At 54.9% G+C, this 11,863-nt stretch carries 14 protein-coding genes; 9 read left to right on the forward strand and 5 right to left on the reverse strand.

Annotated elements, in window-relative coordinates; translation table 11 throughout:
- Window positions 1-44 precede the first annotated feature (44 nt).
- The 3 genes from BLU07_RS10465 (at window position 45) to BLU07_RS10475 (ending at window position 4,184) form a co-directional block, all read left to right on the forward strand.
- The gene (locus BLU07_RS10465) at window positions 45-2,336 is read left to right on the forward strand and encodes a hypothetical protein (RefSeq protein WP_092386694.1); all 2,292 of its coding nucleotides are present in this window, start codon (window positions 45-47) and stop codon (window positions 2,334-2,336) included.
- A 184-nt stretch (window positions 2,337-2,520) separates the two neighbouring features.
- The gene (locus BLU07_RS10470) at window positions 2,521-3,063 is read left to right on the forward strand and encodes a GNAT family N-acetyltransferase (RefSeq protein WP_092386696.1); all 543 of its coding nucleotides are present in this window, start codon (window positions 2,521-2,523) and stop codon (window positions 3,061-3,063) included.
- Window positions 3,064-3,086: 23 nt separating this feature from the next.
- Complete coding sequence (locus BLU07_RS10475; RefSeq protein WP_197674995.1) at window positions 3,087-4,184, forward strand: histone deacetylase family protein; 1,098 nt, start codon at window positions 3,087-3,089, stop codon at window positions 4,182-4,184.
- A gap of 52 nt (window positions 4,185-4,236) precedes the next feature.
- Here the strand turns inward: BLU07_RS10475 and BLU07_RS17580 are convergent, their stop codons facing one another.
- Together BLU07_RS17580 and BLU07_RS10485 are read right to left on the reverse strand one after the other, a co-directional pair.
- Window positions 4,237-4,704, reverse strand: coding sequence for an SRPBCC family protein (locus BLU07_RS17580; protein WP_157719179.1), 468 nt, complete (start codon window positions 4,702-4,704; stop codon window positions 4,237-4,239).
- A gap of 155 nt (window positions 4,705-4,859) precedes the next feature.
- The gene (locus tag BLU07_RS10485; RefSeq protein ID WP_092386698.1) at window positions 4,860-5,450 is read right to left on the reverse strand and encodes a TetR/AcrR family transcriptional regulator; all 591 of its coding nucleotides are present in this window, start codon (window positions 5,448-5,450) and stop codon (window positions 4,860-4,862) included.
- A 170-nt stretch (window positions 5,451-5,620) separates the two neighbouring features.
- On the opposite strand from BLU07_RS10485, the gene BLU07_RS10490 reads away from it, so the two are divergent.
- The 4 genes from BLU07_RS10490 to BLU07_RS10510 all read left to right on the forward strand — a co-directional run bounded on the left by BLU07_RS10490 (window position 5,621) and on the right by BLU07_RS10510 (window position 9,102).
- Window positions 5,621-6,544, forward strand: a complete 924-nt coding sequence (locus BLU07_RS10490; RefSeq protein ID WP_157719180.1) for an alpha/beta hydrolase family protein — start codon at window positions 5,621-5,623, stop codon at window positions 6,542-6,544.
- 295 nt (window positions 6,545-6,839) lie between these two features.
- Complete coding sequence (locus BLU07_RS10495) at window positions 6,840-7,967, forward strand: zinc-binding dehydrogenase (protein WP_092386702.1); 1,128 nt, start codon at window positions 6,840-6,842, stop codon at window positions 7,965-7,967.
- A gap of 300 nt (window positions 7,968-8,267) precedes the next feature.
- Window positions 8,268-8,588, forward strand: coding sequence for a hypothetical protein (locus BLU07_RS10505; protein ID WP_092386706.1), 321 nt, complete (start codon window positions 8,268-8,270; stop codon window positions 8,586-8,588).
- A gap of 1 nt (window position 8,589) precedes the next feature.
- Window positions 8,590-9,102, forward strand: a complete 513-nt coding sequence (locus tag BLU07_RS10510; protein ID WP_092386708.1) for a hypothetical protein — start codon at window positions 8,590-8,592, stop codon at window positions 9,100-9,102.
- A 131-nt stretch (window positions 9,103-9,233) separates the two neighbouring features.
- Here BLU07_RS10510 and BLU07_RS10515 read toward each other — a convergent pair whose 3' ends face one another.
- Both BLU07_RS10515 and BLU07_RS10520 read right to left on the reverse strand, forming a co-directional pair.
- Window positions 9,234-10,076: a bifunctional transcriptional activator/DNA repair enzyme AdaA gene (locus BLU07_RS10515; RefSeq protein ID WP_092386710.1), complete on the reverse strand. Its 843-nt coding sequence runs from the start codon at window positions 10,074-10,076 to the stop codon at window positions 9,234-9,236.
- 11 nt (window positions 10,077-10,087) lie between these two features.
- Window positions 10,088-10,852, reverse strand: a complete 765-nt coding sequence (locus BLU07_RS10520) for an SDR family oxidoreductase (protein WP_092386712.1) — start codon at window positions 10,850-10,852, stop codon at window positions 10,088-10,090.
- A gap of 243 nt (window positions 10,853-11,095) precedes the next feature.
- Here BLU07_RS10520 and BLU07_RS10525 point away from each other — a divergent pair, with 243 nt between their 5' ends.
- A complete protein-coding gene (locus tag BLU07_RS10525) occupies window positions 11,096-11,368 on the forward strand; it encodes a type II toxin-antitoxin system Phd/YefM family antitoxin (protein WP_092386714.1) in 273 nt (90 codons plus the stop codon).
- Window positions 11,349-11,621, forward strand: a complete 273-nt coding sequence (locus tag BLU07_RS10530) for a Txe/YoeB family addiction module toxin (protein WP_092386716.1) — start codon at window positions 11,349-11,351, stop codon at window positions 11,619-11,621. Before BLU07_RS10525 ends, BLU07_RS10530 begins: the two co-directional genes overlap by 20 nt.
- A 25-nt stretch (window positions 11,622-11,646) precedes the next feature.
- On the opposite strand, the gene BLU07_RS17760 is transcribed toward BLU07_RS10530, so the two are convergent.
- On the reverse strand, window positions 11,647-11,862 hold the full coding sequence (locus BLU07_RS17760) for a hypothetical protein (RefSeq protein WP_092386718.1): 216 nt from the start codon (window positions 11,860-11,862) through the stop codon (window positions 11,647-11,649).
- Window position 11,863: the final 1 nt, after the last annotated feature.

Here is an 11,863-nt window from a genome sequence, read left to right on the forward strand (position 1 = left end):
GTATATGGAGTGTACTGCTAATGCGAGTATGGAGTGCTTTGCTTATGTCTGCCCTTGTGAGTGTTTCGAGCGTCGCCAGCGCGATGCCCTGGATTTCGCCCAATGACTTTCCCGGCGTCCGCCCGGCCACCGCCGAGGAGCGGGCTGGCATCTCCAGGCTATTGAGCGGCTACAACGTCCTCTACGATTTGGCGGACAGAGATTTCCTGGTGCACGAGGGCGATCTGCACGTGCCCGGGCACTTCAAGTCCACGGGGCCGCTGCTGGTGCGGGGCGATCTGCGGGTCTATGGTGTCTACGACGACGATAATCTGCCCTACGGCATCGTCGCGGTGCTGGGCAACATGCAGGCGCAGCACCTCTACAGCTTTGCCTCACTCTACGTACAGGGCAACCTGGAGGTCGAGGGTGTGATCGCGACGGTCTACAACGATTTCACCTTCGAGATCGACGGCGAGGTGAACGCCGCTGGCCTGATCGTCTCCGGCAAGTATGCGAACTTCCAGGTGGGTGAGCTGGGTTTCCAGCTGGATGATCGCTACCACGGGGCGGAAGCAATGTCGCCCGCGCACAAATTGCGGCATGAGAATGGTCTGCGTCGCCTGCGACCGGAGTTCTTCAGCTCGCCCGGCTTCCTCGAGGCCGTCTACAAGGGCCAGACGGCGTACTGTTTGGCCGTTGACGCGGATGCCCTGCGCCTTGCGATGCACCAAGGCCTCCCCCTGCTGCGCGACACCGAGGCTCCTCCGAAACTGCCGCAGTGGCTGGATGCAGCGATCGATTTCGAGGCCGACGACGCCAGTCTGCTTACCCTGATCGGCAAGGATCCCTTGGTCGACCAGTTGATGGCTGCACGCGAAGTGCTGAGCCCGGTCGCCGCTGAAGCGCTGGCCCCCGGCGGTGATCCGATCGTACTGGAGTGGCTGACCCAGATCTATCCGGAAATCGCCCAGGCGCACGCGGGCGAGAACCTGCAGCCCGGCGTGGCGCAGCGACTGGCTGCCGCCCATAGCACCGACGAAGCCACACTCGAACGCATCGCCCGCAGCCCCGACGCGGAAGTGCGTGCAGCACTGGCCATGCGCACGGATCCTCCGGTCGCGCTGATCCGTTTGCTGGCCGAGGATGCCGAGCCCGCCGTGCGCAGCACCATGCTGACCAAGGGCTTCAACGTGCTGGCACTTGAACCCACGGCGCTGGCGCCGCTGATCGAGTCTGCCGATCAGCCGCTCGTCAATGCCCTGGCCAAGGCCAGCCTCAGCATCGACGAAATCGAAGCCTTACTGCCGCGCATGGATCGGATGGGCCATATCTATCTGGCCGAATCGCTGTGGCGTCAGGCGCTGGGCGCGCAACCAGCGCGCATGGACACCGAGCAGCGCGTGCAGCTGATTGATCGTTTGCTGTCGATGCCGAAGATGGACGGCATTGCACGCACATACGCCTTCCTTGCGCTGGACGGCGCTCAACAGGCGGCGCGCATCGAACTGTTGGAGCAGGGCGATGTGGATGAGCGTAGCCTGGTGCGTCTGGTCGCACCCGAAGTCGCCGACTGGATGCTGACGCACTCGGACAAGACAGGCAGCGCGCCCATCGGGCTCGGCCTCAATCGCGGTCTGTCGCCCGAGCGCCAGCGACAGGTGCTGGCGCTCAGCCTGAAGGCCCCCGAAAACGAGCGCGCGCAGGCCTTGGCTGACCTCGCCGACAATGACTCCCTGGACCCGGATGTGGTGGGGGCACTGATGCACGAAGCGCTGCGACTGGGGCTGCCCAGGCACACCGATCTGGCGGATCAGCTGTTGGACCGCGGTGACCTGCCGAAAGCCGCCCTCGACGCGCTCGTCGCCAGGCACGGCTACATCGAGGACGTGGCGCTGACCCTGCTCTTCCAGGCCCATGCCGACGCCGATCAGCTCAAGCCTGCGGTCGCTCGCTGGTACAAGCACGAGGACGTGGCGAGTGAAGCCGCCACTCTGGCGGGGCTGCAGGGCGAGGCCTACTTTCATGGCCTGGCCAAGGCGAAGTCGCCCGAGCTGCGTGAGCTGGCCGCGTTCAACCACGGCACCCCGGCCGAGCTCATTCCCGACCTGCTGGCAGATGAGGTCGCCGAGGTTCGCTACGCTGCAGGCCGGCAGCCCTCGTTGACTGCCGAGCAAATCGCCGAACTTGTCGGCTCTGTCGGGTCCTGGCGCAATTCCTGGGACATGCCGGTGCTGCCTGCCGAGGTCTGGACTGCGCTCCTCGCGCGTCATCAAGAAGGCGTCGGTGCACGTCTCCAGCTGATGGAATGGGCTGCCATCGCCGAGCTGGAAGCACGCCGACGAGCCCAGCCTTGAAAACCTGAGCAGGACATGGGCATCTACCACTTTTGTTCAGCGGCGCCCTTTTCAGCAAGCAGAGAAAAGGACGCCCGGTGGAGGGCTGTCAGCCCCGGAACCAACCAACCCCCAACAATGTCCCTGTTATAGCACCACAGAAATCCAATCGCCCCCTGGTGCCGACAAAAAGGCGTCTTCAGCAATGAGCACCAACAAAACCAATGCCGCCGCATTCGTGGTTCGAGAAGCCCGAGAGGCGGATATTCCGGTACTCATCGATTTTCTGGCCAAACTGGCACTGCATGTCGCCGGTGGCGTCGACCACGTACTCAAAGACAAGGAACAGAAACGACTCGCAGAGTCGCTGCGTCGCACCATGAATGACGCGAACGCGCGAATCCTGGTAGCAGAGCTACCGGATCAGCGTCTCGCAGGGATGGGCTATCTCGCAGTCTGGCGCAGCCCGGGAATCTGGGAACAAGCCGGAGACATCGAATTCAAGTCAGGCATCATTGACGATATCTGGGTCGAACCGGATTGCCGGAAACTGGGTATTTTCAGTGCCCTGCTCCAGGACCTGATCGCCTTTGCGGAAAGCCGAGACGTTCAGGAGCTTATTCTGGAGTATTCAGTTACCAACAAGGAAGCCGACGCCGTTTGGTCTAAACTGGGATTCAAGCCCACGGGCGTTCGCGCCGCCGCCTTTACCCAGACAGTGAAGGCGGAACTAGCGAACAGACAATAACCGGGTAATGAAGCGGAGACAGCGTGATAGGTGATCGCACGGTAACCATATTTTATGACGAAGTCATGCTGCAGCATGATCCCAAAGTGGATCTTCCCTTTATTCCCAGCCGGGTGGAAAAGCGTGTCAGGAACCTTCTCGGCACACTGGACTTCAAATGGAGTTACCCGGAACACCCCGGACGACTGACAGCCATCCTGGATTTGCTCGAGAAAGAGCCCGTCCCCGGCACCAGTTTCCGGGCCGGGCCCAGTGCCACCTACGAGCAATTAGGCCGCGTTCACACCAGCGGCTATCTGGACGATATCTTTTCCCTTGATGGCAAAGCGGCCTGGCTCGACCGCGACACCACAGCCGTGTCGGAGGGCAGCATCAAAGCGGCCACCGCCGCCGCTGGGCAGGCGATTGCAGCCGTTGAATGTGTGGTCAAAGGCGAAGCGCAAAGCGCATTCGCCCTGGTCCGGCCACCGGGCCATCATGCCGAGCCCGTGCGTGCCCGGGGCTTTTGCCTGTTCAATAATGTTGCGGTAGCAGCGGCCCACGCGCAGGCAAAGCTGGGCTGCGAACGCATCCTGATCATTGACTGGGATGCCCACCATGGCAACGGCACGCAGGAAATCTTCTGGGCCGACCCCGATGTACTGTTTTTCGACATCCATGGCGCAGCGCCTTTTTATCCGGGTTCCGGTGACCTCGATGAAGTGGGCGCCGGTTTCGGCGAAGGCTATACCGTGAATGTTCCCATTCCGGAAAACTCCGGCGATATCGCCTTTGAAAAAGCCTTCCGGGAGATATTGATTCCCGCTGCCGAACGCTTCAAACCGGACTTGGTGTTGGTGTCTGCCGGCTTCGATCCCCACCGCAATGACCTGGCACTCAACCTGAGCTACGACGGATTCGCTGCGATCACGGGTATTGTTCAGCAAATTGCCGACCAGCACTGCGGTGGCAAGCTCGCCCTGGTGCTGGAAGGCGGTTATAACCTGACCTCACTTGCCAAGGGGACACGCACTGTTCTGGAGGTACTGGCCGGAGGCGACATACCAACCTTGTACGAATGCGGCGTAAAAGCCGTCAACGAGGCAGCAGAATTTCACCGTGACGCGTTTACCGATGATTGAAGTAACGCCCAAAGCAGCAGCCCGCGAACATTCAATAGCCTCCCTTTGTTGGTTAAGCATTTTCTGACTCGACTCTAGCCTTCAGATTATTGAGCCCCACACGCGCTTGAGCAATAATACTTTTTCGCAAAAATATGGGCTCTATTATCTTTAGCCATGACTTAGTCACATACCTGAATTCTCGTTTGAATGATGTACCATTAGCTATTGGCGTAAGCGTATAACTAGTTGTTGAGTCCACGAGACTCGAAGTGGCAGTAACTTCCCAGATCTTGGCATACTCCGATTTATAAACTGTGTAAGTGAGCGCTTTTTTAATCGTAAAAGGAAGTAATTTTATCGGTTTTTGCACAGTGACTATTTCGAATGTCTGTCCAACTTCACTAGCTCTATATTCTTTATTAGAAGGCTGTGATGACGGATACCATTCATGCCATCTATTTGGATTAGTGACATACTCAAATACTGATTCTGGATCACACACAATCTGTACTTCGTTCAAAAAATGTTGCGCAGACATCAGTTTTGTCCTCGTGATGTTTAATGCTGAAATAACCGGCGGCCCGATAGAGACGTCCGGTGGGCGGCGCCCCGGCCGTGACCTATTGCTTTTCAGGTGCAGCGGGAAAACACTCTCGGTCAAGCTATGAAAACCTCCATAGGTCAATTTCAAGCCTATATCCTGAGACCGTTCAGCATATCCTGCACCATCTCGTCCAAGTCTTGGTTGGCCTGATGAACGTTCGGCAGACTGCTTAGATTCATGGCAGCATTGACGAGCAGGCCATAAATCATATTCACCACTAACTCTCGCGAGTAAAGCTTCATACGTCCATTGTCCTGCAGGCTCGCCACTACCCGTTCGATATGCCCCAGAGTGTAATGAGAATCGATCGCACGCCACGCATCCCATCCAAGTATGGAAATCGCTTGCTGCAGGGAAATCGTGTGCTTGCCGTGGGCGACTATAAAATCCAGAAAGGCTCGACACTGGGCGAATGCATAAGCCCAAACGTCATCCTGCAGGGGGACAGCGGCCATTACCTCAGACACTTGTTTCGCCTGACGCTCTAAACAAGCACTGAAAACAGCTCGCTTGTCTTTGAAATGGTGGTACACAGCGCCCTTGGTTACTCTCGACTGCACCGCTATCGCCTCAAGGGTTGTGCCACTGAAGAGCTGCCGGCTAAAAAGTCTATGACTCGTTTCTAGAATAGCCTCCCGGGTTTCTTCTGCGTACGCCTGGCGCCTGCTCTGTTTTTCCATGGTTGATCTTCCATAAATTATGGGCCTAATATTACCTTACATACCAATAGTATGCGAGGTACCCTTGGTATGTCGTATTCTAAATGCGGTTGAAAAGCCAAGACTCTCTCCAGGTGAAGGCCGTAGCGATCGACTGCATATTCTTTTCATTCGGAAAACTAGAGGCACCTATGGACAAGGAAATCGCTGATAAACCAGTTGTACAACACCTGGTGTGCGAGGATGGATATCCAATCGCAGCGACTCTCTATCGAGCGAGTGTGCCTCGAGGGACGATCATTATCGCCCCAGCCTTGGCAGCTACCCAGTCTTTCTATGCTGACTTCGCGGATTTTCTGACTTCACAGGGTTTCGACTGCCTCACATTTGACTATCGAGGGTCGGGCCGCTCCCTATCAAAATCAGAGACGTACGACATCCGCCTTGAAGATTGGGGTAAACAGGATATTGAAGCCGTCATTAGGTTCGCAACACAGCGTTGTCGAAACGTTTCAGAGAACCACCCTATTTACTTGATAGGGCACAGTATAGGCGGCCAATTGGTAGGCCTGGCCCGATCTTCACGGGACCTCAGCCGGATTGTTCATGTAGCCGTATCCGCACCATACTGGCGCCGTTGGCCTTTTCCGCTTAACGCTCGTATGCTAGCGGTTTCCCGAATTCTGTTGCCTTTGTTTTCAGCCTTCCGAGATCGATTTCCTTCGCGGCAACTAGGATTGGGTGGCATGGATATTCCCGCCTCTGCTGTCAAACAATGGGCAAGGTGGATGCGCTGTCGCGACTACATGTTTGACCCTCGCTTTGGACTCGACCTGAGTGGCTATAAGGCGCTTGAGCAGCCCTTGCTTTCAATGAGTTTCAGCGACGATGATATGGCCCCCTATACCAACATCGAACATATATTGACTAATTTCCCGAATGCGCGAGTCACCCGCCGACATGTGGATGTCTCAACTCTTCAACCCGGCGCAGTTGGACACGCAGGCTTCTTCAAGCCTCGTTTCGAGAAATCTATTTGGCGGGAAACGCTCGCATGGCTAACGGCCACGGACACCAATATTCAGGATCAACCCGAGATGCAAGGGAACGAGTAGCTGAATGAGGCCCAACAGACCCAGCTAACAGGGAGCCACTGTGTCACATGTAAAAGTGCCGACTGCCTTTGTAGTGGTCAACAGATACCGGACAGTATTTTGAGTTTTTCTTCCGCCGCTAACGGCATGGGCCGGGGTCGTGGGCCGGGGTCAGGTCTCGCCTTTTGCTCAAAGCACATGTGTACCGCTATTGAGACAGGCAAAAAAAGACCTGACACCAAGGCTTGCCCCGCACCTTATGCGGTAACATCGGTTAGCGCAGTACCAGACCCCTCAATTATTGCTGGAGAAAAAAGTGTCAGATACCAACATCGAACTTACCTCGACCATCAGCGAAAACAACACACTGAAACTGGCCCTGAACGAGATCGAGATCCCGCAGCCGGGCGAAAACCAGATCGTCATCCGCGTCGAAGCCGCGCCTATCAACCCGTCTGACCTGGGCGTGATGTTCAGCGCGGCCGATATGACAACGGCCAAGCAGTCCGGTAGCCCCGATCGCCCGGTCATCAGTGCCGATGTCCCGGCCAAGTTCATGGGCGCCGTTAAGAAGCGGATTGGCAAGCCGATACCCGTAGGCAATGAAGGCGCCGGTACCGTCGTCGCTGCGGGCTCATCCGCCGCTGCGCAAAGCCTGATGGGCAAAACCGTTGCCTTCATTGGCGGTGGTAGCTACCGCAAATACCTTTGCGCCAATGTACAAAGCTGTCTGGAACTCGAGCCGGGTACCACGGCAGTCGAAGGCGCTTCCAGCTTTGTTAATCCGCTGACGGCATTGGCCATGGTAGAAACCATGCGCGCTGAAGGTCACAAGGCTATTGTTCACGCTGCCGCCGCCTCCAACCTCGGACAAATGCTCAACCGCATCTGCATCGCCGATGGCATCGACCTGGTCAATATCGTCCGCAAGCCGGAACAGGAAGCACTGCTGCGCGACATGGGTGCTAAATACGTGGTCAACTCCAGTAGCGACAGCTTTATGGCAGACCTGACCCAGGCATTGATCGACACCGGCGCTACCATCGCCTTCGACCCTATCGGTGGCGGTCGCCTGGCCAGCGATATTCTCACCTGCATGGAAGCCGCCGTCTCTCGCAACATCACTGAATACAGCGTGTATGGATCGGATATCTACAAACAGGTGTATATCTATGGCGGCCTTGATCGCGGCCCCATCACACTGAACCGCACCTTTGGTTTTGCCTGGGGTGTGAACGGTTTTCTGTTGTTCAATGCATTAGGAAAACTGGGCCAGGAAACCAACATCGCCATGCGCAAACGCGTAGCCGCTGAAATCAAAACCACCTTCGCCAGTCACTACACCCACGAAGTATCCCTGGCTGGTGCCTTGCAACTGGATGCCATCGCGGCCTACGGCAAACTGGCTACCGGCGAGAAGTACCTGATCAAACCACAGAGCTAACCTTTAGAGGGTCAGGTCAGGTTTTGCCGTTTGCTCAGAGCATATGCATCACGCTTTTGAGACAGGCAAAAACAAGACCTGATCCTCGTTTCGTTTTGACCCTCATTTCGTTTTTTCAGATGCTCATTGAAAAACTGTGAACTGCATCGCAGTTTGATCACAAACGACCCTGTCGCCTGCGGTTTTTTGATATCTTGCGGCTTGGCCATAAAGCCTGGGCGGCACTGACAGTTTTTCAGCGATAACCTGGATGTTGTAGCTTTCAAGTGATCACGTTTGAATCATGAGCAAGGATTAAAAATGGATTTTAACGATAGGCAGTATGCAACGGCAGTCATTAATTTTTTTTGGGGGGCTGGAACCACAACGCCAGAGGGGGTTAATGAGGCTGCGGTGCTTGCAACCTATGAAGCTCTTGAGCAAGCAAATGTCTGCTCAGATTCCATGGATCTGGTACCAAGGCCGGCTTTTGGGAGGGTTAATATCAAGTATGCATTGAAACAGCTGGCAGGGATTGGCAAACGAATAATGCAAGGCGATGACAATATATATAATTCCTGCAGGGCCGTAGTGGGTGTCCGGTATAAATCTAAAATAGTTATGGCACTGGCTGGAGTCTAAGATGAAGAAAGTATTTTTTGTGCTGTTCTTGTCATTTGCGGTAATAAGCTGCAAGGCCCTTGCCACTCCTGCAAAAACTGACTTGCATTATAGCGGCCACGTCTTTTCAGTTCCCGTCAATGCCCATGTGATTGCAGTATTGGGTGACGGAGATGAGACTATGCTGGTACTTCGCTATGGCCCGGAGAAGGGTGAAAGATACCTGGCCTTTTCAGATATTGAAGATGACAAAGACGCGAGTTATGGATGCGAGCCCAGCGTGTTTTTTGCGGCGCTGTTTACAGAGGCACCCGGTGAGGGCTGCAGCGCTGATATGTTGAGCTCTTTTAATGACGTGTTTGTAAAGCAACATGACGTGGGCAAGTGGGAAGGTGACAAACTGACGGTATATTTCAGTATTGGTGAAGAGCTGTCATTTCTCTTTGCCTTTGATGCTGCCGGAGAGTCCATCAAGATTGACACCGACTTTTTGTCGAAAGAAGAGCTGAAGGCGCTTGTGGATAGCGCGCTGTAGCCTGCCTGCAAAAGGCCCAGGCAGCAGTCATCCGGGCCGTTTTGCTGTTACCAACGCTTTAGGGGGCAGGTCTTATGCTCAAACGCTCGCCATCAGCCGCGCGAGCTACGAGCGTTGGTTGCATGGCATTGTTATAGCTCAACCGGCTCATCACGCATTTTTTCCCAGGTTTGCACCATAAGCTTCTTGGTTGGCCCCCAGCGGTATCCCCCCAGCGCGCCACTCTGCTGTATAACCCGGTGGCAGGGAATCAGTAAAGCAACTGGATTTGTTCCAATGGCGTTACCAACCGCCCTTGCAGATCTGGGGGCGCCGAGTGATTTGGCTACGTCGGCATAGCTGGCCACAGCGCCCGTTGGTATTTTCAGTAGAGCTCGCCACACAGCGATTTGAAAATTGGTTCCTGCCACATGCAGCGATAGCGGACCATGCCTGGAGGCAGCATCACTGCTAAAAAATGCATCAATAACATGGCGCGTAGAGGGGAGGCTCTCCCTGATCGAGCTGAGAGGCCAGGCGTTATGCAAGTTATCCAGCAACTCGTCCATGCTGTTGAAGTCCATGAACTCTGCCCGGCACACACCACGCTGGGTAACCGCAACAAACATTGGTCCCAGCGGGGTAGCGTGTACACCGTACTCGATATGAACCTGCTTACCTCGACTTTTATACTCGCCGGGTGTGACTGCTTCCAGCTGCACAAAGTGATCGTGCAACCTTGAACTGCCGCTTAACCCAAGTTCATGTGAGACTTCGAGCATGGAACGAGAATTCTCCAGCAACACTTTGCCCCGTTCCAATGTCAGGACCTGTAAAAAGCGCTTCGGCGTAGTACCCGCCCACCGACAAAACAGCCTTTGAAAGTGATAGGGGCTCAGATGCACATGGGCGGCTATCTCTTCAAGGCTGGGCTGATCAATTGCCCGATCAACCAAATAGGCCATAGCGCTTGCGATTCGGTCATAGTCTGACATGGCGCGGCCTCTCAGACACGATTTATGGATACACCACCATCTACCAGCATCGCAGAACCAGTTGTGAAACTGGAAGCATCGGATGCCAAGTACAATGCGGATTGAGCAATTTCATCGGGTGTCGCCATACGCTTGAGAGCATGCAGACTGTGCACAAACGCCAATGCTTCCGGCGTATTGGCAAATTCACGCCCCGCTGGCGTATCAGTACCACCGGGCAGAAGGGCATTGACCCGGATATTCTGAGGTCCATGCTCTGACGCCAGCACTTGAGTCAACCCAATAAGACCCGCCTTACTGGCTGCGTAGGCAGCCATGCCAGGCATGCCTGCGGTGTAACCAACAAAGGTAGAGGTAAAAATTAGCGAACCTCCATTTCGGACAGCCATGGCGGGCAACTGGTACTTTGCGCCCAAAAATGCGCTGGTCAAGTTGGTCGCAATAACCTGATTCCAGTCCGCTTGCGACATCTCCGGGACAGGGCCCATAGCACCCAGGATAGCCGCATTATTGAAAGCGATATCCAATCCGCCAAAGTGACTTACCGCCTTATCTACCAACGCTTTGGCAAAAGCCTCATCCCCAACGTCGCCCGCTAGTGCCAGTGCCTGACCGCCTTCCGCATTGATTGAGTCCGCAAGGTCATCAAGCTCCTTTTGTCGCCTTGCAGCCACCACGACGGCAGCACCTTCTTTTGCAAAAAGCTTCGCAGCTGCGTAGCCAATACCGGTGCTGGCGCCAGTAACGATAGCAACTTTGTTAGCAAGTATAGTCATCAATCATTCCTCCTGGCTCTGCCCACTGTATAAGGGCACATGCCCGAACAGGGGCTATATTAGGAGGACGAACGACTACTGCCGACCCGAATCTTGCTGTACTTCAATTGCGCTATAACGCCGCCAACACGCGCTGCTTTACAGTGAAGGCGAAGCCAGAACGAAGGAGCTGTCGCCGAGCTTGGCCTTGTCAGGTCTGTTGACACAAAATCGTACGGGAACACAGTACATAAAGGTGCCGATATGGACACAATGAGTGTAAACAAATTCAGAGACAACCTGAAAAGCGTTGTAGAGCAGGTGATTAGCAGGCATGAGCCGCTCAAGGTGACACGACGAGCCGGAGAGGCTTTCGTGGTGATAAGCGCCGACGACTGGGAGCGGGAACAGGAAACCCTCCACGTCCTTCAAAGCAAGGAACTTATGCAGCAGATTTCGGCTTCTCTTGAAAGCCACTCCCGTGGAGATGGCTATCAACCGACTGACGAGCAAATGGATGAGATCACTGGTATTTGAGGGTAACACCAGGGAAGCGTATGAGGTTATGCGTGAAAAGGACAAACGATTGCACAAGGGCTTGTGCAAATTGCACAAGGAAATGCTGCGATCGGACGATCCTTCTTCCGGGCTTGGAAAGCCTGAACCGCTAAAGCACAACCTCTCTGGCTTATGGTCAAAGCGGATCTCACAGAAAGATCGTTTGATATATCGGTTCGACGACAAGTCCATTTATATCTTCGCTATTGGTGGACACTACGATCAGCCCTAACGCTTTGCTCAGGGAAATCCCGAGGTCAGCTCTTGCCTTTTGCCCTGCCGACGATTCTGCTTATGCGCGAATAGTGCAGACCAAAATGCTCTCCAATGGCTTGCAGCGTATAACCTCCACTCACATAAGCACGACAAAAACTCTGGTAATTGGCAATGGCAATTGCGGCATGTACCGCCGTATTCACCACACCAACCAAGCCAAAGCGTATAAATTGATGATGTCTCGTGAAAATTATCATG

This window comes from Halopseudomonas salegens (assembly GCF_900105655.1).
GTDB lineage: Bacteria > Pseudomonadota > Gammaproteobacteria > Pseudomonadales > Pseudomonadaceae > Halopseudomonas > Halopseudomonas salegens.

Coding starts and splice junctions, on each gene's coding strand:
- BLU07_RS10490 (WP_157719180.1), top strand. CDS start 5,621: ATGGACAAGGAAATCGCTGATAAACCAGTTGTACAACACCTGGTGTGC.
- BLU07_RS10465 (WP_092386694.1), top strand. CDS start 45: ATGTCTGCCCTTGTGAGTGTTTCGAGCGTCGCCAGCGCGATGCCCTGG.
- BLU07_RS10520 (WP_092386712.1), bottom strand. CDS start 10,852: ATGACTATACTTGCTAACAAAGTTGCTATCGTTACTGGCGCCAGCACC.
- BLU07_RS10470 (WP_092386696.1), top strand. CDS start 2,521: ATGAGCACCAACAAAACCAATGCCGCCGCATTCGTGGTTCGAGAAGCC.
- BLU07_RS10530 (WP_092386716.1), top strand. CDS start 11,349: ATGAGATCACTGGTATTTGAGGGTAACACCAGGGAAGCGTATGAGGTT.
- BLU07_RS10510 (WP_092386708.1), top strand. CDS start 8,590: ATGAAGAAAGTATTTTTTGTGCTGTTCTTGTCATTTGCGGTAATAAGC.
- BLU07_RS10525 (WP_092386714.1), top strand. CDS start 11,096: ATGGACACAATGAGTGTAAACAAATTCAGAGACAACCTGAAAAGCGTT.
- BLU07_RS10485 (WP_092386698.1), bottom strand. CDS start 5,450: ATGGAAAAACAGAGCAGGCGCCAGGCGTACGCAGAAGAAACCCGGGAG.
- BLU07_RS17760 (WP_092386718.1), bottom strand. CDS start 11,862: ATGATAATTTTCACGAGACATCATCAATTTATACGCTTTGGCTTGGTT.
- BLU07_RS10515 (WP_092386710.1), bottom strand. CDS start 10,076: ATGTCAGACTATGACCGAATCGCAAGCGCTATGGCCTATTTGGTTGAT.
- BLU07_RS17580 (WP_157719179.1), bottom strand. CDS start 4,704: ATGTCTGCGCAACATTTTTTGAACGAAGTACAGATTGTGTGTGATCCA.
- BLU07_RS10505 (WP_092386706.1), top strand. CDS start 8,268: ATGGATTTTAACGATAGGCAGTATGCAACGGCAGTCATTAATTTTTTT.